The organism is Agrobacterium sp. MS2 (assembly GCF_003261015.1).
GTDB classification, from domain to species: domain Bacteria; phylum Pseudomonadota; class Alphaproteobacteria; order Rhizobiales; family Rhizobiaceae; genus Agrobacterium; species Agrobacterium pusense.
The window spans coordinates 156049-178756 of record NZ_QLNF01000084.1; the positions used below are offsets into that span (position 1 = coordinate 156049).

The 22708-nt window shown below is 60.6% G+C and carries 18 protein-coding genes and 1 tRNA gene; 12 read left to right on the forward strand and 7 right to left on the reverse strand.

From position 1 onward, the window contains the following. From DOU54_RS20870 to DOU54_RS20910, 8 genes are all read left to right on the forward strand, one after another. Nucleotides 1-546 carry a phage major tail tube protein gene (locus DOU54_RS20870; RefSeq protein WP_113731811.1) on the forward strand — a complete coding sequence of 182 codons (546 nt, stop codon included), beginning with the start codon at nt 1-3 and terminating at the stop codon, nt 544-546. Between the two features lie 177 nt (nt 547-723). Continuing rightward, nucleotides 724-1155: a hypothetical protein gene (locus DOU54_RS20875; protein WP_146617396.1), complete on the forward strand. Its 432-nt coding sequence runs from the start codon at nt 724-726 to the stop codon at nt 1153-1155. 172 nt (nt 1156-1327) lie between these two features. Then, nucleotides 1328-3439, forward strand: a complete 2112-nt coding sequence (locus DOU54_RS20885; protein ID WP_113731813.1) for a phage tail tape measure protein — start codon at nt 1328-1330, stop codon at nt 3437-3439. After that, nucleotides 3436-3903: a hypothetical protein gene (locus tag DOU54_RS20890; protein ID WP_193603439.1), complete on the forward strand. Its 468-nt coding sequence runs from the start codon at nt 3436-3438 to the stop codon at nt 3901-3903. Before DOU54_RS20885 ends, DOU54_RS20890 begins: the two co-directional genes overlap by 4 nt. Continuing rightward, on the forward strand, nt 3900-4121 hold the full coding sequence (locus tag DOU54_RS20895) for a tail protein X (RefSeq protein ID WP_113731814.1): 222 nt from the start codon (nt 3900-3902) through the stop codon (nt 4119-4121). Before DOU54_RS20890 ends, DOU54_RS20895 begins: the two co-directional genes overlap by 4 nt. A gap of 3 nt (nt 4122-4124) precedes the next feature. Then, a complete protein-coding gene (locus DOU54_RS20900; RefSeq protein WP_113731815.1) occupies nt 4125-5126 on the forward strand; it encodes a phage late control D family protein in 1002 nt (333 codons plus the stop codon). 61 nt (nt 5127-5187) lie between these two features. Beyond that, nucleotides 5188-5742 (forward strand): hypothetical protein, encoded by a 555-nt coding sequence (locus DOU54_RS20905; protein ID WP_113731816.1) that lies wholly within the window; start codon nt 5188-5190, stop codon nt 5740-5742. After that, the gene (locus tag DOU54_RS20910; protein ID WP_113731817.1) at nt 5739-6017 is read left to right on the forward strand and encodes a type II toxin-antitoxin system RelE family toxin; all 279 of its coding nucleotides are present in this window, start codon (nt 5739-5741) and stop codon (nt 6015-6017) included. The genes DOU54_RS20905 and DOU54_RS20910 overlap by 4 nt, the downstream gene beginning before the upstream one ends. 213 nt (nt 6018-6230) lie before the next feature. Here the strand turns inward: DOU54_RS20910 and DOU54_RS20915 are convergent. The 5 genes from DOU54_RS20915 to DOU54_RS20940 all read right to left on the reverse strand — a co-directional run bounded on the left by DOU54_RS20915 (nt 6231) and on the right by DOU54_RS20940 (nt 12574). Then, a tRNA-Phe gene (locus DOU54_RS20915) sits at nt 6231-6306 on the reverse strand. Nucleotides 6307-6590: 284 nt separating this feature from the next. Continuing rightward, entirely contained in the window at nt 6591-7022 is a 432-nt protein-coding gene (locus DOU54_RS20925; RefSeq protein WP_045532852.1) for a hypothetical protein, read from the reverse strand. A 155-nt stretch (nt 7023-7177) separates the two neighbouring features. Next, nucleotides 7178-9394 carry a 3-hydroxyacyl-CoA dehydrogenase NAD-binding domain-containing protein gene (locus DOU54_RS20930; protein WP_113380921.1) on the reverse strand — a complete coding sequence of 739 codons (2217 nt, stop codon included), beginning with the start codon at nt 9392-9394 and terminating at the stop codon, nt 7178-7180. Nucleotides 9395-9532: 138 nt separating this feature from the next. After that, the gene (locus tag DOU54_RS20935) at nt 9533-10741 is read right to left on the reverse strand and encodes an acetyl-CoA C-acetyltransferase (RefSeq protein ID WP_004439838.1); all 1209 of its coding nucleotides are present in this window, start codon (nt 10739-10741) and stop codon (nt 9533-9535) included. Nucleotides 10742-10777: 36 nt separating this feature from the next. Next, on the reverse strand, nt 10778-12574 hold the full coding sequence (locus DOU54_RS20940) for an acyl-CoA dehydrogenase C-terminal domain-containing protein (RefSeq protein WP_113380920.1): 1797 nt from the start codon (nt 12572-12574) through the stop codon (nt 10778-10780). Between the two features lie 377 nt (nt 12575-12951). Here DOU54_RS20940 and podJ point away from each other — a divergent pair, with 377 nt between their 5' ends. The 4 genes from podJ to DOU54_RS20965 all read left to right on the forward strand — a co-directional run bounded on the left by podJ (nt 12952) and on the right by DOU54_RS20965 (nt 19302). Beyond that, nucleotides 12952-16695, forward strand: coding sequence for a cell division protein PodJ (podJ, locus tag DOU54_RS20950; protein ID WP_113380919.1), 3744 nt, complete (start codon nt 12952-12954; stop codon nt 16693-16695). Nucleotides 16696-16956: 261 nt separating this feature from the next. Further along, nucleotides 16957-17883, forward strand: a complete 927-nt coding sequence (locus tag DOU54_RS20955; RefSeq protein WP_004439829.1) for a sulfite exporter TauE/SafE family protein — start codon at nt 16957-16959, stop codon at nt 17881-17883. Then, complete coding sequence (locus tag DOU54_RS20960) at nt 17880-18707, forward strand: TIGR02186 family protein (protein ID WP_035206762.1); 828 nt, start codon at nt 17880-17882, stop codon at nt 18705-18707. The genes DOU54_RS20955 and DOU54_RS20960 overlap by 4 nt, the downstream gene beginning before the upstream one ends. Nucleotides 18708-18864: 157 nt before the next feature. Beyond that, the gene (locus DOU54_RS20965; RefSeq protein ID WP_006697645.1) at nt 18865-19302 is read left to right on the forward strand and encodes a universal stress protein; all 438 of its coding nucleotides are present in this window, start codon (nt 18865-18867) and stop codon (nt 19300-19302) included. Between the two features lie 14 nt (nt 19303-19316). Here the strand turns inward: DOU54_RS20965 and pdeM are convergent, their stop codons facing one another. After that, the gene (gene pdeM / locus DOU54_RS20970; protein ID WP_004439820.1) at nt 19317-20045 is read right to left on the reverse strand and encodes a ligase-associated DNA damage response endonuclease PdeM; all 729 of its coding nucleotides are present in this window, start codon (nt 20043-20045) and stop codon (nt 19317-19319) included. Between the two features lie 46 nt (nt 20046-20091). After that, a complete protein-coding gene (locus DOU54_RS20975; RefSeq protein ID WP_286079950.1) occupies nt 20092-22683 on the reverse strand; it encodes a ligase-associated DNA damage response DEXH box helicase in 2592 nt (863 codons plus the stop codon). Nucleotides 22684-22708 lie beyond the last annotated feature (25 nt).

The following is a 22708-nucleotide window of genomic DNA, read 5'->3' on the forward strand; positions in this document are numbered from 1 at the left end:
ATGGATCGCATCATTCGAGGCGCAAACTGGTATTGCGGCGAGATCAACCAGCGCCAGCGTATTGACGAAACCACACTGCCGGAGCTTTCCCGCGAGATGCTGCCCTTCGTCATGGGCGGCGGCTGGTTTGCAATGGAGCTGCCGGCCGAGATCGCACCGCTCACCTGCGAGATGGCCGTCAACGGTGTGCACGAGGATCTGAAAACCCGCTTCGGCCGCGAGCCGGGCGACTGGACCACGCTCGCCTACTACGAGAACCTTCTCAACGTTTTCCCGGCCTCGTCTGACGGCTCGGTGAACCCCGGCAATGGTCCGCAGCTGCGCGGCCGCGTGGTGACGATGAAGGGCCTGTTGAACGGCTATGCCCAGGGCGGCGTCAAGGGTCAGAAATCCACGGCCCCGACCCGGCTGCGCTGGTCAACCATCGTGCTCTACCAGGACATGATGGACGGCGTGATCGTCCACAAGCTCGATATCCAGAACAACATCCTGATCATCAACGGCGTGAACTACACCGCCGAGCACAACAGGATCATCGCGGCCTAGCGCCTGAGGCGAATACCCCGGCGCGCCCACCGACCGGCGCGGAACTTGAGGCTGGTGGCGCGCGGTGGCGCGGCCAGCCGCTCCTTTTAAAGAGGCTTCAAGATGACTTCGAACCCCGGTCAAACAGCGCTCAAGGCCAAGGTTTCCGAGCCGCAGTCGAAGGATGATCCGACCGACGTGAAGTTCGTCGAGATCGAGCTTCCCCCGCCGGAAATGTGGGATGAGCTGGATAACAGCGGCAAGGGAAACGCCGAGCCGGAGAAGGTGGCGGAGAAGGCGGACGCCATTCCGACCGATCCGATCGAGGAGCTTGATTTTGTCGGCGATGCCCATCTCAAGATCGTACACTTGGCGCATCCTTTTCGCTGGAAAGGTGACATCAAGACCGAAATCATTGTTCAGCGGCTTCGCATCGGAGATGTTGATCGTTTCATCAGGCGCGCGGGCCTTGGCAGTTTTTCGACGTTTGAAGTCTATGCCGAGATGACCGGGTTTCCGGCGTCTGTCCTTCGCGGCCTGGTGGATGAGGACGGCGATGCAGTCACCGACGCGTGCTACGATTTTTTGCCCCCATCTCTGCGTCCGGTACCCGCGTCTTCGGAGAGCTGAGGAACTGGCGCTCCTATGCCGCTCGCGTCGCAGCCTATTTGCACACACCGCTGCCGGTCATTGCGGCCATGTGGTGGGACGAGGTTCTGCTTTGGCACGAGGAGGCGCGCATGATCCACAGAGAGAGTTTTGGCCTGCTGTTGCCGCAGTCGGTTCAGCCGAGAGGTGAAGCATGACGCTTGATGTGTCGCTCAGGCTCCGCCTGCAGAATCAGCTTTCCAAAGATGCCAAGGTCGCAGAGCGCGATCTAAAAGAGTTGGGAGATGAAGCCCGCAGACTCGGCAAGGGAAATGGAGCTGATAGGCTCGGCCGTGATATCCGGGAGATCGGTCGAGAGGCTGGGCGTGCTGAGCGCCCGATCGAGGCCCTGGATCGTCAGGCGCGTCGGATTGGCAACATCTCGGCCGATAAGACACAGCGCGAGATCAAGGGCATCGGAACCGCTGCGACGCAGACACAGCAGCAGCTGAATCGCCTGCATGGCAAACTACGCGAAGTCGGACAAACTGATGTCAACAAGATCGACAAGGTGAACCTTGCCGCCGGGCGGTTAGGCGGTGCGCTTGGCCTGATTGGTGCCGGTGCTATGGGCGCGATCAGTGGGCTTGTTGCCTTCGCTTCGGTGGACAACATCGTTCGGGGGCTTGAAACGCTGGCCGATCGGTTCCGAGCCTTGAACAAGGAGATTGCCGGCGTCGCAATCACGGCCGACATGAAATCTCCCGAGGGTATGGCGCGCATTAAAGCTTCGAATGAGAAGCTCGGGATTAGGTTTGGCCTGTCACAAACGGATGTCAACGCGGCCAGGTCTGACTACACCGCAGCCGGAATCGGCTTTGACTCGCAGGAGCAGGTGCTGGATCCGACACTGAAGACTGCGGTTGCGCAGAATGCATCGCCATCAACTGTCGCAACGTCGGTTGTCTCGATGCTGCAGAACCTTGGCATCAAGGAAACGGAAGTGCCCCAAGCTCTCGATATGATGGCGAAAGGGACGGATCTGGGCCGTTTTGAGGTCGAGGCTTTCGCAAAGAACCTACCGAAACTTGCCACCATGTATGCCGGCACTGGCCGGAAAGGTCTGCCCGCCCTGGCTGAGCTGGTTACTGCAGCTCAGGTGGTCATGAGATCATCCGGATCTGAAGACATCGCGGCGAACAATTTAGATAACCTCATTGGCAAACTCTCCGCGCCGGACACGGTCGAAAACTTCGCGGATGCCGGTGTAGACATCGAAGCAATCAAGAAAAGGTCAGTAGAACGCGGCACGCCGTATATGCTTGACGTCGTCGACGAAGTCATGCGGGTGACGGGCGGAAACGAGTTTCGCATCGGAGAGCTATTCGGCGACAAAGAGGCGAAGATGGCCCTCGCGCCGTTGATCGACAATCGTGCACTATTCGATGAATGGCTCAGTCAAATCCGAGATGGCTCGACCGGCATGGTCGACGACAACTTCGCGTTTCGGCAGACTACGCAGTCACAGAAATCAGCACGTCGAGCAGCTGCGCTAGAGGTCACGGGCAACAAGGTCGGCGAAGTCTACGACCGGCAGATGAGCCCGCTGGCTGATCGTGTTGTGAGGCTGGTTAATCCGGAATATGACCGGCTGCGGACAATCGAGGAAGAGCCTGAGCGGCTGAAAGAAACGGGCGAAGAACGACTTCGTTTGGAAAACGAGCTGCTCCGTCTGCAAGGCATGCAGCGCGACATGGGCGGCGGTGGAACGGCACTCGGGCCACAGATCAATCGCCTGCGCGAGCAGCTCAGCACTCTTGCCGAGGAAGAGGCGGCGATCATCCAGAATGCACGCGATGCCGCCGATGAGGACAATGCGCCGCCGCCAACAGTTTCGCCGAATGGCGACCTCGGGGTCAGTACGGGTAAGATCCCCATTCCATCTCCGAGGCCAATAGAGCAGAAGCTTGGTGGCGACCTCTCCGGCGCGGCCGACAAGGCGATGACTGGGTATAATGACACACTCGGCAAGGAACTCGACAAGGCGATTGCCATCTCAGCTGAGAAGGCTGCCGAGATGCAGCGGATCCTCAACTTCACGGCGCAGCCGACTATTCAACCGAACTTCCTGCCGCCGGCATCTTCTGTACCGTCGCCAGCGCCGGGCCAGCAGTCTTCGATCAGCCCGAGCAACTATCGGATCAACCAGACGATCACGGCTCCCAATCCGCAACAGGCGGCACTGCGCGTGCGCCGCGAGCAGGCCCGCGAGATCCGCCAGGCACAGGCGCGCTCGCTCTATGATACCGGCAGGAGGCTTGCGTGAGCGTCTTTCAGCCCAATGGTGCTTTGATCTCGATCGGCGGCGCGATCCTCTACACGATCGGGCTCAACCCGCAGCGGATCGGTCTGTCATCGACGGCGCGTTTTCCGGTGCATCCTGTGCAATCCGGGGTTCGGATCCAGAAGACGGGGCTCGACGCGCAGCGCGTGACGATCGAGGCAAAGACCTTTCCCCATGTGGTGGGCGGGCTGGACGCCTATGCGGTGCTCAAGGGCTATCACGAGGCACAATCCGTCGTTCCCTATGTGCGGCTGCGCGGCAACTATCTGGGCGAGGCCGGAGGCCTTTGCGCCATCGAGACGCTCGACACGGATGAAGAGCGGCTGCATCCGTTTGACGGCGTCGGCCGGGAGGTGGATGTGGTGATTGGTCTCTTGCTTGTTCCCTACAAGGCAGCGCTCGGCGGCCGGCTCGATGTCTCAAGTCTCGGAGGGCTGATCCGATGAGCCGGTATACTGTCAAGCTCGGCGGCGAGCGGCTCGATCGCCTGGCCAAAAAACTGATGCAGACCGAAAAGCGCGGCACCGTCGAGGCTCTTCTTCGGACGAACCCGGATCTTGCTGCGCGCCTGGTCGACGGCGTGGTGCCGGCGGGCACTGTGATTGAGGTGCCGGAGGCCTTTGAGCCGGATCCGGTCGAGAGCTTCACGCTGGCCTGGGAGTGATCGATGCGCAAACCTGTGGTGCGAGTGATCGGGCAGTCCGGACGCAACCTGGTCGAAAGCTGGGGCAGCGATCTGATCGCAGTCCGGTTCACCGACAATGAGGGAGGTGAAGCCGATGAGATCGAGATCGAGTTTTCGGTTTCCCCCCCGTTTCCAGGGCCACCTGCCGCCGGCACGCGGTACCGGCTTTCCTATGGATGGGAAGGCGGTGGCCTGCGCGATGCTGGGCTCTTCACCTATCAGAACGCCCGCCTGACACCATCGCCGGGCTCTGGTTGGACGATGACGATCGTCGCTCGATCGGCTGATTTCGTTGAGGCGGACAAGTCGGCCGACAGTGAACATTTCGAGGAGACCACGGCGGGCGATATCTTCAAGCGACTGGCCTCCGATGTCGGCAAGGCGGCGAAGGTTCACCCCTCGATCGGCGATGTCGAGATCCCCTTCAGGCTCCGGTACCAGCAATCACCGCTTGGCTTCGCCCAGTCGCTGGCCGACGAACTGGGTGCGTCTCTGAAACCGGCGAACGGGCAATGGCTGGTGACCAAGAAAAACAGCGGAGAAACGGCATCTGGCTCCACAATGCCGCCGATCATCATTGATGCTTCCGAGATCATGGACGGAACCGAACTGATGGCCGAGGAGCGGCCGCGCCACGGTCAAATCCAAGCCGGCTTCTTCGACCCTGAGCAGGGCGTGTCCCTGCTGGAGAGCATTCCCGGCCTGGGCGGAGCGGCGCGCTTCCTCGCCCTTCATCCGGCCGCGTCCGCGACCGAAGCCGTCAAGCGCGGCGAGGCCGAGGCGCTGGATCTGGCGCGTGCGACGATCACCGGAACGGTTGTGGTCGAAGGAAGGCCCGAAGCGATGGCCGGAGCTCCGGTTTCGCTCACGGGCTTTGGTGCCTGGTCGGCCTTCGGTCTGGTCACGCCGACGATCAGCCACGAGTTCACCTTTGATGAGAGCGGCGGCTGGCTGATGACACTGGAGTGTGCGGCGAAGACTTGAGGCAACGCAGGTGAAACCCTTTGCGCGTTGTGCTAGTTTCCGACCAAAGGAGACAAAGTCCATGCTCGCCGATCTCACCATCGATCAAGCCCTGTTCAACGCAGCTTTAACGACATCACCGCCCGCGCTCGTTCGGCCCTATTTCGACTTTGCGGATAAGGAAGAAGCTTTCTTGGCAGAGAACCGGGCGCGGCTAGCCGCTACGCTGGAGGACGTTAAGGCTTTCGAAGAACGCGGAGAGATAGCCCGTCGTGGCCTAGAACAGGCGTTCTCGACCAACTTGGTAGAGGCTCATCACATCGAGAACCTGTCTGCAATGATCTCTGTCATCGAGCAGAAAGCCGAGCTTTTGTCCGACGAGCTGCAGGGGATTTTCAAGCGCGGCAAAGGCATGTTCAAACAGTTAGAGGCTTACTTCTCGGAAGATGGTCGCAAAGCACTGCGGGCTCTGCATGAGGGAATGATCGCCTCAAGCCGTCGGGAGATTGATGAGCACAGCAACATGGCACTGTTCATGCGAGCGCTAAGAGCGGAGTACGATCCGCAGAACCCCACGATTGGGTCCTTTTCAGATGCGAAGGAACTTGGCGCGTACCTGAACACGCTGATTGCATGAAGTGTAATGTCACAGTTCGTGAGAGCTTTAAGAAAGGCCTGAAGTCGCTTCCGCCAGATAGGGCAAAGGCGGCGATACAGACCATCGAGCTGTTCATGCAAGAGCCGGCTCGGCCGAGGTTTAACTATCGGCAGCTTCAAGGCTCGAAAGGTTACTTCATCATCAACGTGAAGCGTGGCGATCGAATCATCCTGCAGAAACTGGATGACAACAGCTACGTGGCTCTAGACGTCGGCCCTCATGACAACATCTATCGGCGCTGGAACAGGCTTTGAGGGCACTTCGAGACTGCCTTGAATGCGCTTAACTCATTTTTTGACACGTGAACTGGAAATCCATTTTTTCCGGATTTAGCTGTCAAATTTCCGGATTTTCGCGTCCGGCTACACAAATGTTTATTGCCATTATGGCTATCGTTGAATCCCACAAGATTAGATCGGATCGGTCCGAACACGCACCTATATAAATTTATCAGTCTGGAGATTTAATGGTGCCCGGAGGCGGATTTGAACCACCGACACGCGGATTTTCAATCCGCTGCTCTACCAACTGAGCTATCCGGGCACTTCAGGTCCTTGAAGAACCTCCGCTTTTCGCGGTCGGGGTCGTTTGCGCCCCGAAAGTGAGCGGGGTTATAACATCTTGTTCGAACATGGCAAGCGTCCTTCCGAAGTTTTTTGACAGTTTTTTCACGGCGCCTGTGGATGGCTGGAAAGAGCGCAGGGCGAAGGCCGGTTCACGCAGCAAAACTCACTGTATGGCCTACTGATGCCAGAGCGCATTTGCCCGCCGTCATGTTTGCGAGGGACCGATCCCGGCCGGTGGCGGGCGCAGCATGGCAGGTGGGGCTATGCCCCTTCGCGGCGCCGTGCTGCGAAACCAAGCGCGAAAGGCACCACGGCTACCAGCGCCGCCATGACGGGCGAAGACGCAAAGATGCGGCTTGCAAGCGAGGTGACGGCTACGGAGCGCACGACCGTCATCAGGCGGGAATTCTCGCGGTCGCGCTCATGGTGGGGCTGTGCGGGCCTGTGGCGGGACATCTCGGCCGCCTCAAGCCGCTTGACATCACGCCGGATCTTTTCGACCTGTTGGCGAAGTTCGTCCAGTTCGGCACGCAGCGCCGGGTCGATGGTATTGGCGGCAGGTGTCCTCCTGGCTGCGGTTTTTTCCACCGTCTCTTCGGCGGCCACGGCTTCCGCCTCTTCGTCCAGTTCGGCCAACTCGTCGTCCAGGTCTGATGGCTTATCGAAACCGTGGGATCGCAGTGGTGCTTTCATCGCTGTCTCCTGAGGCGTGCTGAATTGCGGCGGCGGGCGCTTTTGCCCGGTCAGACTTTTCAACGCCTCAGCCCGGCAAAGGATGCATGGAAAGCGGGTAGACAGGCATAATAAAACAGGCCCCGAAGGGCCTGTTCAATCATCTCGCTGGAGCCTCAGGCCGCCTTCGCGGCGCTGGCATAGGGATCGAAGCGACCGTAGAAGGTCTCGCCCTTGGCGGCCATATCCTTCAGCAGCGGCGTTGGCTGGAAGCGCGGTCCGTATGTCTCGCTGAGCTTTTCGGCGAGCGCCACGAAGCTCTTCACGCCCATGCCGTCAATGTAGGACAGCGCGCCTCCGGTATAGGGCGCGAAGCCGAAACCGAGGATGGAACCGACATCCGCCTCACGCGGATCGGTGACGATGCCCTCTTCCACCGTGCGGGCGGCTTCCAGCGCCACGGTGACGAGGAAGCGCTGCTTCAGCACCTCCATATCCACGTCTTCAGGCTTCTGCTGCGGATAGAGGTCCTTCAGGCCAGGCCAGAGGGACTTCTTGGCGGGCTTTGGCGGGTAGTCGTAAAAGCCCTTGGCGTTCTTACGGCCAAAGCGGCCCTCGCCTTCCACCAGCTTCTTCACCAGCTCCATATGGCGCGGATCGACCGCCTTTTCGCCGAGATCGGCGACGGTGGCTTTCAGGATCTTGTAGGAAAGATCGATCGCCACTTCGTCGTTTAGCGCCAAGGGGCCCACCGGCATGCCGGCGAATTTCGCGGCATTTTCGATCATTGCGGGCGGCACGCCTTCGATCAGCATGTCGTAGCTTTCGGCCATGTAACGCAGCACGCAGCGATTGACGAAGAAGCCGCGGGTGTCGTTGACGACGATCGGGGTCTTCTTGATCTTGGCCACATAATCAAGTGCGACGGCAAGCGCCTTGTCGCCGGTTTCCTTGCCCAAGATGACTTCCGTCAGCATCATCTTCTCGACCGGCGAGAAGAAGTGGATGCCGATGAAATCGGTCGGACGCCTGGAGTTCTTTGCCAGCCCCGTGATTGGCAAGGTGGACGTGTTGGAGGCAAAGATTGCGCCTTCGGGCAGAACGGCTTCCACGGCTTCGATGACGGCTTTCTTCACGTCGCGGTCTTCAAAGACGGCTTCGATGACGAGATCCGCATCAGATAATGCAGTGTAATCCGCCGTTGGGGTGACGAGATCGAGCAGGGCCTTGCCTTCATCCTGCGTCAGCCTGCCCTTGCCGATGGCGGCCTTGACGCTTTCCTCGCAATGGCCCTTGCCCTTGTCTGCGGCTTCCTGATCGCGATCCACCAGCGTGACGGGAATACCCGCTGCGGCGGTGACGTAAGCGACCGCCGCCCCCATGAAGCCCGCGCCGACGACGCCAACCTTTTTGAACTCCGTCTTGGGCTGGCCGGCCGGACGGCGCGCCCCCTTGCCCAGCTCCTGCATGGAAATGAACAGCGAGCGGATCATGCCGAAGGCTTCCTTCGAGCGAAGGATTTCGGTGAAATAACGCTGCTCCACCTTCAGCGCCGTATCGAAAGGCAATTGCAGCCCTTCATAGACGCATTTGAGGATGGCGAGTGCGGCCGGATAGTTGCCGGCGCTTTCGCGGCGCAGGATCGCCGGAGCGGCGGGCCACAGCTGGGCAGCGGCGGGCGTCCAGATGCCGCCGCCGGGCGCCTTGAAGCCCTTTTCATCCCAGGGCGCGACCGGCTTCAGACCGTCCTTGATCATCTGCTTTGCGGTTGGAACCAGCTGATCCGGCTCGACTACCTGGTGCACCAGCCCCATGGCCTTGGCGCGCGCGCCGGTCAGCGACTGGCCCGTCGTCATCATCTGCAAGGCGGATTGCGCGTCCGTCAGACGCGGCACACGCTGCGTGCCGCCAGCACCTGGAAAGATGCCGACCTTGACTTCCGGCAGTGCAATCTTGAGGCTCTTGGCGCTGGAGGCCACGCGGCCGTGGCAGGCGAGTGACAGTTCGAAAGCGCCCCCCATGCAGGTGCCGTTGATGGCGGAAACCCAGGGCTTGCCGTTGGTCTCGATCTTGCGGAACAGGCCGGTCATGCGGCCCACCAGCTCGAACAGCTTTGCTGCCGCCTGATCCGGGTTCTTCGTCTTCTCGTCATTGTAGAAGGAGAACATCGACTTGATCATCGACAGATCGGCGCCGCCGGAAAAGGTACTTTTGCCCGACGTGAAGACGACGCCCTTGACGGCGCTATCGGCGACGGTGGCGTCGAGAATGGCGTTCAGCTCGTCCATCACCTCTGACGTGAAGACGTTCATGGACTTTTCCGGCATGTCCCAGGTGACGAGGGCAATGCCGTCTGCGTCCGTCTCGATGGTGAAATTGGTGTAAGTGCTCATTTGGGATTCCTCTTCCCTGAATCGTAATGGCCGCTTCGCTTTCCTCGTCATCCTCGGGCTTGACCCGAGGATCCAAGCACCGGGGATAGATCCTCGGGTCAAGCCCGAGGATGACGGAAGCGGGCCGTAGCCGCTGCCTTAAACCCGCTCGATGACGGTTGCTGTACCCATGCCTGCACCGATGCAAAGCGTGACGAGCGCGGTGTTCAGATCGCGCCGTTCCAGCTCATCCAGCACCGTCCCGAGGATCATCGCGCCGGTTGCACCCAGCGGATGACCCATGGCGATTGCGCCGCCATTGACGTTCATCCGGTCGTGATCGATGTCGAAAGCCTGCATGTAGCGCAGGACCACGGCGGCGAAGGCTTCGTTGAGTTCGAAGAGATCAATATCGGCAAGCGACATGCCGGTCTTTTTCAGAAGCTTTTCGGTAACATCCACCGGGCCGGTCAGCATCAGCGCCGGGTCGGAGCCGATATTGGCGAAAGCCTTGATACGGGCACGCGGCTTCACGCCCATTGCCTCGCCGCCCGCTTTCGAACCAACCAGCACGGCGGCAGCACCATCAACGATGCCGGATGAGTTGCCGGCGTGATGGACGTAATTAATCCGCTCCACTTCCGGATGCGCCATGATGCCGACAGCTTCGAAGCCGCCCATTTCACCGGGCATCTGGAAGGACGGGTTGAGCGAAGCCAGCGCCTGCATATCGGTGCCGGGGCGCATGTGCTCGTCGCGGTCAAGGATCGTCAGGCCGTTCTGGTCCTTCACCGGAATGACCGATTTGTTGAAATAGCCCTTTTCCCAGGCATGCGCGGCGCGCTTCTGGCTTTCGACGGCATAGGCATCGACATCGTCACGGGAAAAACCGTATTTCGTGGCGATCAGATCGGCCGACACGCCCTGCGGCATGAAGAAGGCCGGAAAGTTGACCGAGGGGTCCATGTACCAGGCGCCGCCCGACATGCCCATACCGACGCGCGACATGCTTTCGACACCGCCGGCGATGACGATATCGTCCGAACCGGCCTTGACCTTGCCGGCTGCGAAGTTGATGGCATCGAGACCGGAGGCGCAGAAGCGCGAGATCTGCATACCCGGCGCCTTGTTGGAGTAACCGGCCTCGAAGGCGGCGGCCTTGGGGATGACGGCGCCGGCATCCATGACAGGATCGACACAGCCCATGATGATGTCATCGACAGCGGAAGTGTCGAGCCCGTTGCGGTCGCGGATGGCTTCCAGCGTCTTGGCGGCAAGGCGAACGGACGGCACCTCATGCAGGCTGCCATCCTTCTTGCCGCGTCCGCGCGGGGTGCGGACATGGTCGTAGATAAATACGTCGGTCATAACTCTCTCCCTGTGGCGTCAGAAACGCCAGATGTCTCAGAATGCTTCCGCGGCCAGTTCCATCATGGTGTCCGCACCGGTTTCGATGCGGGCCTTGCGCAGCGCCGTTTCCGGCATGATGCGCTCCATGTAAAACTTCGCCGTGACAAGCTTGGTCTTGAGGTAATCCTCATCCGAGGCGCTGCCTGCCGCAAGCGCTTCGCTGGCGGCTTTCGCCATGCGCGCCTGCATGTAACCCAGCACCACGATGCCGAAGAGATGCATGTAGTCGGTCGAGCCGGCACCGGCATTGTCGGGCTTTGCCATGGCGTTCTGCATGAACCACATGGTTGCGGCCTGAAGATCGTTCAAGCCCTTCTTCAAACCCTTGGTGTAGAGGCTGAGCTTTTCATCGCCGCGGTTTTCCTCGCAGAAATCGCCGATTTCCTTGAACAGCGCCATGACGGCGCGGCCGCCATTCATGCCGAGCTTGCGGCCGACCAGATCGAGCGCCTGGATACCGTTCGCACCCTCATAGATCATGGTGATGCGCGCATCGCGGACATATTGGCTCATACCATGTTCTTCGATGTAGCCATGACCGCCAAACACCTGCTGCGCCATCACGGCGTGGTCGAAGCCCTTGTCAGTCAGAACACCCTTGAGGATCGGCGTGACGAGACCGAGCAGGTCGTCTGCCGCCTGCCGCTCCTTCTCATCGGTCGAGCGGTGGGCGATGTCCGATTGCAGCGCTGTCCACAAAAGGAAAGCGCGGCCAGCCTCGTTATAGGCCTTGATGGTCATCAGCGTGCGGCGGATATCCGGGTGCACGATGATCGGATCGGCCTTCTTGTCCGGGAACTTGGCACCGGACAGAGAGCGGCCCTGAATGCGCTCACGGGCATATTCCACCGCATTCTGATAGGCGATTTCGCCCACGGAAAGCCCCTGCAGGCCGACGCCGAGGCGCGCCTCGTTCATCATCACGAACATGGCCGAAAGGCCCTTGTTTTCCGCACCGAGCAGATAACCCGTCGCATCATCGTAATTCATGACGCAGGTGGCGTTGCCGTGAATACCCATCTTGTGCTCGATCGCACCACAGGTGACGCCGTTGCGCTCACCGGGCGTGCCGTCTTCCTTGACCAGGAATTTCGGCACGATGAAAAGCGAAATACCCTTCGTGCCTTCAGGTGCGCCCTCGATGCGGGCGAGCACCAGATGGACGATATTATCGGTCATGGAATGTTCACCAGCCGAGATGAAGATCTTCTGGCCGGAAATCTTGTAAGTGCCATCTCCCTGCGGAACCGCCTTGGTGCGCAGGAGACCGAGATCGGTGCCGCAATGGGGTTCGGTAAGGTTCATGGTGCCGGACCAGGTACCTTCAACCATATTCGGCAGATAGGTTTGCTTCTGTTCCTGCGTGCCATGCACGAGGATGGCGGCAATAGCGCCCTGTGTCAGGCCGGGATACATCATCAAGGACAGGTTGGCGGAAGACATATATTCGCCGATCGCCGCATGCAGCGTATAGGGCAGGCCCTGCCCGCCAAATTCCTGGGGAACGGCAAGGCCGATCCAGCCGCCTTCGCAATAGGCGTCATAGGCTTCCTTGAAACCATCGGGCACGGAGACAGAACCGTCATCGGCGCGCTTGCAACCCTGCTGGTCACCGGAAAGATTGAGCGGGAAAAGTCGTTCCTCGGCAAGCTTTGCCGCTTCGCCGGTGATTGCCTCGATCATGTCCGGCGTCGCATCCTCGAAGCCGGGCAGGTTGTTATACCGCTCCAGGCCGAGAACGTCATTCAGGATAAAAAGCGTGTCCTTAACTGGGGCCTTGTAAACAGGCATTACCGATGTTCCTCCGCATCGTGGGCGCCGGAGATAATCCGGCAGATATCGAGTGACAATATTTGACGTGCGCGTAAACGTCAAATAAATTCCATGGGGTTATCGCTATCCCTTTTTGCGTAATTGGCCTCCGCACCACCGCGGAGCTCGGCCTGCACCGCAAAAGTTAAAAAATTCCGACCTTGGTTAACCACTTCTTTACCACGTTTCGTGAATTCTCCCGATGGAGGTAACTGCTTCGTTCATCGGCGCATTTTCCTCCACGGGGGCAAATACCGGCTCTAGAATTGCTGCATGTTGCGGCGACGGCGTGTCCAAACAGGCAACGTCGCGACAGATAACCGGGCACGGCGGGCGGAAGCGAAGCGAGCGAAAAGATGAACGGATTGCGATCGAAAACCCAACAGCCAAGCGACAGGTCGTCTCTTGATGCTCTCAATCGCACCATTGAAGGCCTTGAAGCCCGCATCGAAGGGTTGATGAGCCAGAAGTTTCCGCGCGACCAGCGGGCCGCTGGCGCCCCGCCGGAAACGAAGAGCGAAACCTATGCCGCACCACGCGAGCCACGCACAAGCGTGACGCCACCGCAACTTGATCCCGTCAACGAAATACGCCAGCGCCAGCGTCTGCTGGAGACCAGCTTCCAGCGACCGCAGGAACCTGCCGCCCGCGCGGAACGCACGATCACACGGCCGCTCGCGCCGGAATATCGGCAGAGGGAGCCCCAGCCGGCTCCTCAGGCCGCACCGCGCGCACGCGCCATCCCGCCCTATCAGGAGCCACGCAATGACGCGGCCCTGCAGGAAATCGCGCAGGCACTCGTCAACCTTCGCCACGAATTGAAGCACGATATTGCCGAGGGCGTTGCGCGGGAGGCGCAGGGACTGCGCGCGGAAATCCGCAATATCCGCGCCGCGGCGGAAGACCAGCAATTCATCGGCGATCTGCGCGATGACATCGCACGGCTTGCCGGAAGCATCGACCAGCTCGGCAATCTGGCATCTCCGGATGTCTATGCGCTGCGCAACGAATTCGAGGACCTGCGCCTCACCATTGACCAGCTGGCGCGCGAAGACAGCGTCCATCGGATCGAAAGCCGCTGGAACAATGTGGAAGACACGCTGCGCGGTTTCGATGCCGGCGCCCTTCAGGATGAAATCGTCTCGCTCGCTTATCGTCTCGATGACATCAAGACGCAACTCGGCGGCATGAGCAACAATCCGGCCGTTCGCGTGCTCGAGGAGAAGCTGATCGCGATCGCCAGCGCGGTCGAGCAACTCGGCAAGCACATGCAGCCGAATGAAGCGGTCTTCAGCGAACAGTTTTCCGGTCTCGATCAGCGGCTGGACGAAATCAGCCGCGCCATTGCGGCGACCGGCACACGCGCCAATGCGCAGGCAACCGACAATGCGCTCGCCCAGCGACTGGAAAACCGCCTGAACGGCCTCGCCGAACAGCTCGGTGATATCAACCGCCTCGCCGCCGCAAAACCGGAACCCTCCGTTGATCTTACTGCGCGCCTTGAAGCGCTGGCCGGCAAGATCGATGAGCTGAGCACCGCGCGCGATGCAGCGCAACTGCATGAGAGACTGGACCAGCTTTCACTGCTTCTGGAACGGTCGCAGCGCCCCTCGCAGCAGGCGGAGCTGACGTCTTTCCTCAGCGACATTTCCCGCAAGATCGATGCGCTCGACCACGGCACCGTCAATGAGGGTCTGGCCGAACGGCTCGACACGCTCTCTCGGCAGATCGAGGAGCTCGATTATCGCTATAGCCAGCCGCAGCTGGCATCGGGCCTCAGTGAAAGCGCCTTTTCGCGCCTGGAAGAGCGGCTTGGCACTATCGCCGCGCGACTGGATGAGACCGCCCATGCCGCCCCCGCTGACAGCCATGCGCTGGCGAGCCTTGAAAACCAGATCGCCCATCTCTCGACGCTGATCAGCCAGCCGGTGCAGATGCAGGCCGCAGGCATGTCGGCTGAACTCGATGCGCGCATGGCGGCGATCGAAGACTATATGGCTTCGAACGACGAATATATCATCGAAGCGGCCCGGCAGGCAGCCGAGGCCGTTCTCGACGCCTATACCCGCAACAACCTCTCGGCCGGCGCGAACATCGCCGACATGTCGATGCTGACCGACCTTGCGGCCGATTTGCGCAACCTTGAAGCGCTGAGCCGCAACACCGAAGAGCGCACGCACCGCACCTTCGAAGCACTGCACGAAACGCTGGTGCAGATTGCCGGCCGCCTGGATAATCTCGACAACGGAACGCCCTACCGCGAAGAGCCCACCCGTCACGTTGCACAGCAGGCTGTTGCCGCAGGCCGCGACGACGTCGCGATGCCGGCCGCCATATTCCCGGAAGAGGGCTATATAGCCGAAGAGCAGGCCATTCTCGAGGATGTCAGCGACAACGACGCGACCGCCATCGTGCCGCCCGCTGCCGTCAAGCCCGCAAAAGCAGAGAAAACGAGCCTGCTCGCCGGGCTGACGAAGCGCTTCAAAACAAGCACGGCGAAGCCCGCAAAGACCAAGGAAGAACCCGTATCGGCCTCTTCCGCCCGCACCCAGGTTGAGCCTGCCCCGTCGCTTGATCCGATCGACGTTCTGCCAGCCGGTCAGGAGAACGAACTCCTGGAGCCCGGTTCGGGCGCGCCTGATATCAAGAAAATCCTGGAACGCGTGCGCGCCAGCCAGATGGCCGCCACCGGCAAGGCCGTGGACGCGGAAGGACGGACGGACTTTATCGCCGCCGCCCGCCGTGCCGCGCAGGCCGCCGCGATGGAAACAGCGCCGGAAAAGCTTGAAACCGGCAAAAAGAAAAGAAAGACCGAAACTTCGGCTCTTTCGCGTTATCGCCGGCCGCTGCTGCTCGGTATCGGCGCGATCCTTCTGGCGATGATGGCCATGCCCCTCGTCAAGACACTGATCAGCGGCACGGAAGCCCCGGCGCCGGTGATTGAACAGAAGATGGACAATGCACCGGTTTCCGCCCTTCCCGAAACCGGCGACAAGGCCGTCACCATACCGTCTGACCTCGCGATCGGATCCGAGCAGGCAGCCCCGGCCGACAGCATCGAGAACTCCGCTCCGGCACAGAATACCATTGACCACCGGACCATTGGCGGTGCGCCGCTACCCGAGGAGCCGCCGGTCGCCGATGTTCCCGCCGTGGATCCCGCAAAATCCGGCACCGTCGCGCAGGCGGAACCGCCGAAACCGGCTGAGGCCGTCGTCACGGCCGCTCCCGCCGACGGCGCCATCGTCGTTCCCGCCGGGATAGAGCCCGCATCACTTGCTGAAGCCGCCGCCAAGGGCGACACGCAGGCGCTTTTCGAAATCGCAGCCCGCTACACCGACGGTCGCGGCGTTGCCGCCGACCGTGCCGAAGCCGCGAAGTGGTACAAACTGGCTGCCGATCGCGGTCTTGCGCCCGCGCAATATCGTCTCGCCAATCTCTACGAGAAGGCGAACGGCGTCGAACGCAACCTTCCGGAAGCGAAGCGCTATTACACGCTGGCCGCCGAACAGGGCAATGCGGGGGCCATGCACAATCTCGCCGTCCTGCTCGCTTCCGACGCGGCTGGCCAGCCGGATTTTGCTGCCGCCGCGCAGTGGTTCATCAAGGCCTCCGAACTCGGCGTCCGCGACAGCCAGTTCAACCTCGCCATTCTTTATGCCCGCGGCAGCGGGGTTAAGCAGGACATCGAGGAATCTTACAAGTGGTTCGCCATTGCCGCCAAGGATGGCGATGCCGATGCCGCCCAGAAGCGCGACGAAGTGGCGGGGGCCTTGAACCCGCAGCAGCTCCAGAGCGCCAAGGCCAAGGTGGAGGCGTGGAAGGTCAAGCCGCTTTCGGAAGATGCCAACAGCGTCAACCCGCCGGAAGAGTGGGCTGGCAAGGAAGGCGTGAAAACCGCCTCCGTGGACATGGAAAAGGCGATCCGCAACATTCAGGCGATCCTCAACAAGAACGGCTTCGATGCCGGGCAGCCGGACGGCAAGCTCGGCAAGAACACCGTGACGGCCATCAAGGACTTTCAGAAATCCGTGGGCCAGACCCCGGACGGGCGCATTACCAACGAACTGGTGACAGCGCTTCTCGCCCGCAATAAATAATGGTTCTGAAACCCAAAAAGCGGCCCCCGGCCGCTTTTTTGCAACGCCTGACAGGAATGTGGGCGGCTGCCTTCGCCAGACCTCTATCTTTCCAAATTATCAACGTATTTACCGTTGAATGTTGACAGGTTAGGCCCTCGCGGGCATGACGGATGAAGGCTGGGCATGCCCGGTCTTTTCAGACAGAAAGTATAAATCGCGGCAAGGCCCCCTCACCGGACAAGCCATGCCGCCCGGAACCATTTGCCCGAGGTCCGAGCCGTGACTGTCTATCTGCCGATCGCAGAACTGTCGGTGAATATTTTCATCATTCTCGGCATGGGCGCGGCCGTCGGTTTTTTGTCCGGCATGTTCGGTGTGGGCGGTGGCTTTCTGATCACCCCGCTGCTGATTTTCTACAATATTCCGCCAGTCGTGGCCGTGGCGACCGGTGCGAACCAGGTGGTCGCCTCCTCCGTTTCAGGCTCGATCACCCATTTCCGGCGTGGAACCCTCGACGTCAAGCTCGGCAGCGTTCTGCTCGTCGGTGGCCTTCTGGGGGCGACGGTCGGCGTGTGGATATTCTCCTTCCTGCGCAGCATCGGCCAGCTCGATCTCATCGTTTCGCTGCTCTACGTCATCCTGCTCGGCACCGTAGGCGGGTTGATGCTGAAGGAAAGCATTTCGGCACTTCGCCGCGCCGCCCGCAACGAGACGGTGACGCTGCGCCGGCCGGGACACCACAACTGGGTACACCGCCTGCCGCTGAAAATGCGGTTCAAGAAATCGAAGATCTATCTCAGCATCATTCCAGTCGTCACGCTCGGTTTCGGCATCGGCATACTCACCTCTATCATGGGTGTGGGCGGTGGTTTCATCATGGTGCCGGCGATGATCTATCTATTACGCATTCCCACCAGTGTGGTTGTTGGCACCTCACTGTTCCAGATCATTTTCGTCACCGCATACACGACCGTCGTACAGGCAGCGACCAACTACTCCGTCGATGTGGTGCTGGCCTTCATCCTGATGGTGGCTGGCGTCATCGGCGCGCAATATGGTGTACGCGTCGGCCAGAAACTGCGCGGCGAACAGCTGCGTGCGCTGCTGGCGCTTCTTGTCCTCGCCGTCGCCCTTCGCCTTGCGGTGTCGCTGGTGGTGCGGCCGGAAGATCTGTTTTCGGTCGCCGTCGGGGGGTTAGGTTATTGACCCGCTATTTGTTGCTTGCCGCCCTTGCCCTGCTCTCCTGTCTTGCCTTCGGGCAAACTGCTTCCGCCCAGACGCCGCCGCTTGCGCTGCCGCCGGGTCCGCAGCAGCGCCCCCTGCAGGAAAACATCGAAATCGGCGCTTCGACGACGGAAATTCCGATAGCCTCGGATTTTCGCGGGGCGGATTTCACGCTCTTCGGGGCGCTCAACAATACCGACCAGCTGCTGCTGGCCATCGGGCAATATGACATCGTGGTGACGCTGGAGGGACCGAGCGACTACATGACCGTGCGCAAGAAGGAGCGTGTGGCAGGCATCTGGATAAATACCAGCGCCATCACCTTCACGCCGCTGCCGGAATCCTACTCCATGGCCAGCACCCGCAATATCAGCGATGTCGCCTCCCCCGGAACGCTGCGCGCCATGGGGCTCGGCGTCGACCATCTATCGCTCAAAAGCGCTGTCTTTTCGGGCGTGCCCGACAATGTCTTCGATTTTCAGGAGGCCTATCGTCGGCTCAAGCTTTCGAGCGGCATCTACCGCAATGACACGACAGGGGTGCGGCTGGAACGCACGGGCCTGTTTTGGGCGACCTTGCGCCTGCCCGCCAACGTCCCAAACGGGGTGCACACGGCACGCGCCTATCTCTTCAAGAGCGGCAAATTCATCGCCCAGCGCGAATTAAAACTGCGCGTCGTCAAGACCGGCATGGAACAGGCGATCACCGATGCTGCGCATCAGACGCCGCTTGCTTACGGCGCGCTTTGCGTTCTGCTCGCCGTCGTCACCGGCTGGGGCGCCAGCATCATCTTCCGCAAGGACTGAGCGTTTTCAATCGCGCAAAAGAGAGCGTCTGCCACCCGCACGGGCAAAGATAGCATTCGCTTCCTTCCGGGGTTTGCTGTAAAATTCAAGGCGTTACAAACGCACGAAGCTGATGGCGGCAAGTGCGGTTGTAACGGGGATGAAAAGGAGAAATGTCATGTTCAAGCACATTCTCATTCCCACCGATGGCTCGCCGCTGGCGCAGATCGCAATCGACCAAGGGTTCGCTCTCGCCAAGGAGGCAGGCGCAAAGGTGACCGTGGTGACGGTATCGGAACCCTTTCATGTGATTGCCAGCGATGTCGAGGACATTGCCGCCATTGCCGAAGAGGAATTCCACCGTTGCGAAGAGGCGGAGCATCTGCTTCGCGATACGCAGGCGCATGCCACCGCCATGGGGCTGGATTGCGAGGCCCTGCTGGCGCGGGCGGGGCGGCCGGACGAGGCGATCATTGAAATAGCCGACAAGACCGGCTGCGACCTCATCGCCATGGCCTCGCACCGGCGCAGGAGTTTCGTCGAGATGCTGCTCGGCAGTGTGACCGCCAAGGTGCTGAAGAATTCGAAGATACCGGTATTGGTCTACCGCCAATAGGCTGCGCTAAAATCTCAGCCGAGCAGACTGGAAAACCGCACCGAGTAGATGCGATCTCTCCCCATCAGATGCGCGACGAGAGCGGCATGATCGAACAGGCCGCGCATTGCCTTGTGGCGCAAATCCAGCCCGCCGCTCAAGACCCCGAATGCCGGCATCAACAGACGCGAACCATCGGTGGCGAAACAGGGCCGCCGCACTGTCTTCTCGCGGCGTCGCACAGTGGCGGAGGGATGCAGATGACCGGCGATTTCACCGGCCGCATCGCCCGGCTTAGGCTCGTGGCGGAAAACGAGATTGCCGTAAAACATCTCATCCACCGAAGAACCCGGCAGATCGACCGTGCCATCGGGGTCGTGGTTGCCGTTGATCCATATCCATTCGCGACCGCGGGCCATCTCGCGGATGAGTTCGCGCAACGGCAGCGGCAGGTGCTGGGAGCCAACGCGATCATGAAAATTGTCGCCGAGGCTGACGACGATCTTCGGATCGTAGCGGCTGACGAGGGAAGACAGTATCTTGAGGGTGGCGATGGTGTCGTAGGGCGGCAGCATGCGTCCACGCCTTGCAAAAGCCGCACCCTTTTCCAGATGCAGGTCGGAAACGACGAGCAGCGACAGGTCGGGCAGGTAGAGCCCACCCAAAGGGTCGCACCAGGCGGAAACGCCGTTGATGGCGGTCTCGCTGCCCAGGCATTCGAAGCCGTTGGAAAACCTGTCGCTCAATGTCAGCCGGCTCAGCACTTTTGTCGTTGTTCCTTCAATGCATACTTCAGCACATGGGCATATTTCAGGACATGGCCTCGGCGATCAGCTCATCGGCAGCTTCCGCCAGCACATCGTCCATCGCTTCGCCCGCCACCGTCTCCCGGCCGATTTCCAGCATGACCGGAACGGCGAGGGGCGAAACGTGCTCCAGCGCGCGATGCGTGGTGTGTCCCTTGATTCGCTTCAGCATATCGCCAAGGCGGCCAATATCCAAAAGTCCTGCTGCGGCATCGCGTCGCGTCGCTTCCAGCAGGATATGATCCGGCTCATGGCTACGAAGAACGTCATAAATAAGATCGGCGGACACCGTGACCTGCCGGCCGGTCTTTTCCTTGCCGGGATGGCGGCGTTCGATCAGCCCGGAAATGACTGCGCAATTGCGGAAGGTGCGTTTCAGCATGAAGGATTCGTCAAGCCATGCTTCCAGATCGTCGCCAAGCATGTCCTCATCGAGAAGGTCGGCCAGCGACAGGCGGCGGGATTTCAGCCGCATGCCGATATCCTCCATGGCCCAGATGGCCAGCGAATAATCGGTGGCGACGAAACCCATCGGTTTTGCCCCGGCCCGCTCCAGCCGCCGCGTCAGAAGCATGCCCAGTGTCTGATGCGCCAGCCGTCCCTCGAAGGGATACATGACCATGAAGAAGCGCTTGCGGAAAGGGAAGGTCTCCACCAATAGCTCGTCGCGCTTGGGAATGATCGACTTCTCCTTCTGGATTGCCAGCCAGTCGCGAACCTGATCCGGCAGGGCATGCCACCGTGTCGGGTCTGCCAGCATGGAGCGCACTTGATCTGCCAGGTAGGTGGAAAGCGGAAATTTGCCACCGGCATAGGAGGGTATCTTCGGATCCATGGAAAAGGCCTGTGAAACCAGGCATTCATTCTCCCTGATGCCCTCGAACCGCAGCACCTTGCCGGCAAAGAGAAAGGTATCGCCCTGCACCAGCTGCTCTAGGAAATATTCCTCGACCTTGCCGAGCGACATGCCACCGCGACCGACCGTGCCCTTGGCATTGCGCTTGACCATGCGGACATTGAGTTCCGCCGCCTCGACGATGGTGCCGAGGTTGAGGCGATATTGCTGCGCTACCGCCGGATTGGACACGCGCCAGCGACCGTCCTTCATCTGGCGGATGCGGGCATAACGTTCATAGGTGCGCAGCGCGTAGCCGCCGGTGGCAGTAAAATCCACCACCCGATCGAAGGTGGCACGCGGCAGGTCGGCATAGGGCGAGGCGCTGGTGACTTCGCGATAAAGTTCATCCGCATCGAAAGGCTCGGCACAGGCCATGCCGAGTACGTGCTGGGCGAGAACATCAAGCGCGCCTTCGGCGATCGGCGGCGTATCCTGCGCGCCGATATAGTTGGCATCCAGCGCTGCCCGGCATTCCATCACCTCGAAGCGGTTGGCGGGAACGAGGATCGCCTTTGACGGCTCATCCATGCGGTGGTTGGCACGGCCGATACGCTGAGCGAGGCGGCTAGCGCCCTTCGGCGCGCCGACATGCACGACAAGGTCAACGTCACCCCAGTCTATGCCGAGATCGAGGGTGGAGGTGGCAACGACGGCACGTAACCTGTTTTCCGCCATGGCCGCTTCCACCCTGCGGCGCTGCCCGGCATCCAGCGAGCCGTGATGCAGTGCGATCGGCAAATTGTCGTCATTGATCGTCCAGAGCTCCTGAAAGACCCTTTCCGCCTGCGAGCGTGTGTTGACAAACACCAGCGTCGTCTGATGCTGCTTCAACGCTTCGTATAAGTCCTTTCCGGCATAACGTGCCGAATGGCCGGACCATGGGATGCGTTCTTCCGTGTGCAAGATGGAAATATCCGGCTTTGCACCGCCTTCGACGGTTATCAAACCGGCGGGCGGCTTCCCCTGCCCCTGCGGTGCAAGATAACGGCGCAAATCCATCGGCTCCGCCACCGTGGCCGAAAGGCCGATGAAACGGACATCGGGCGCATGCCGGCGCACGCGGGCGAGCGCCAGCGACAGCAGATGGCCGCGTTTGGAGGTGACGAGCGAATGCAGCTCATCCAGCACCACATATTTCAGGTCACGGAAAAAGCGCTCGGCCTCCTTGTTGGCGAGCAGCAGCGAGACCTGTTCCGGTGTGGTCAGCAGGATATCCGGTGGGCGCACCTTCTGGCGCTGGCGTTTCGCCTGGGGCGTATCGCCGGTGCGGGTTTCGATGACAATCGGCAGACCCATTTCGGAAACGGGCTTGGTGAGATTACGCTCGATATCGACTGCAAGCGCCTTCAGCGGTGAGATGTAGAGGGTGTGCACGCCGACAAAGCCGGAGCCAGGCGGTATCTTGCCCCGCTCTGCCAGGTCGGTGAGCGAGGCCATGAAGCCGCCCAACGTCTTGCCAGCACCGGTGGGCGCGATCAGCAACATGTTCTCGCCGCCCCGTGCCCGCGCCATAAGCTCCAGCTGATGGGCGCGCGGAGACCACCCTTTTTCGACAAACCATTTCTGGAATGAAAGGGGCAAGGTGCCGACATCTATGCCGGAAATGGGGGACTCGGTGTGTTTCACGCCTTTAACGTAGTGAAAAACCTGAGAAAAAGAAGGGCGGAACAGGGCCGCTTGACAGGAAAACAGAATCATGGATAAATAATATCCATGATAGCGC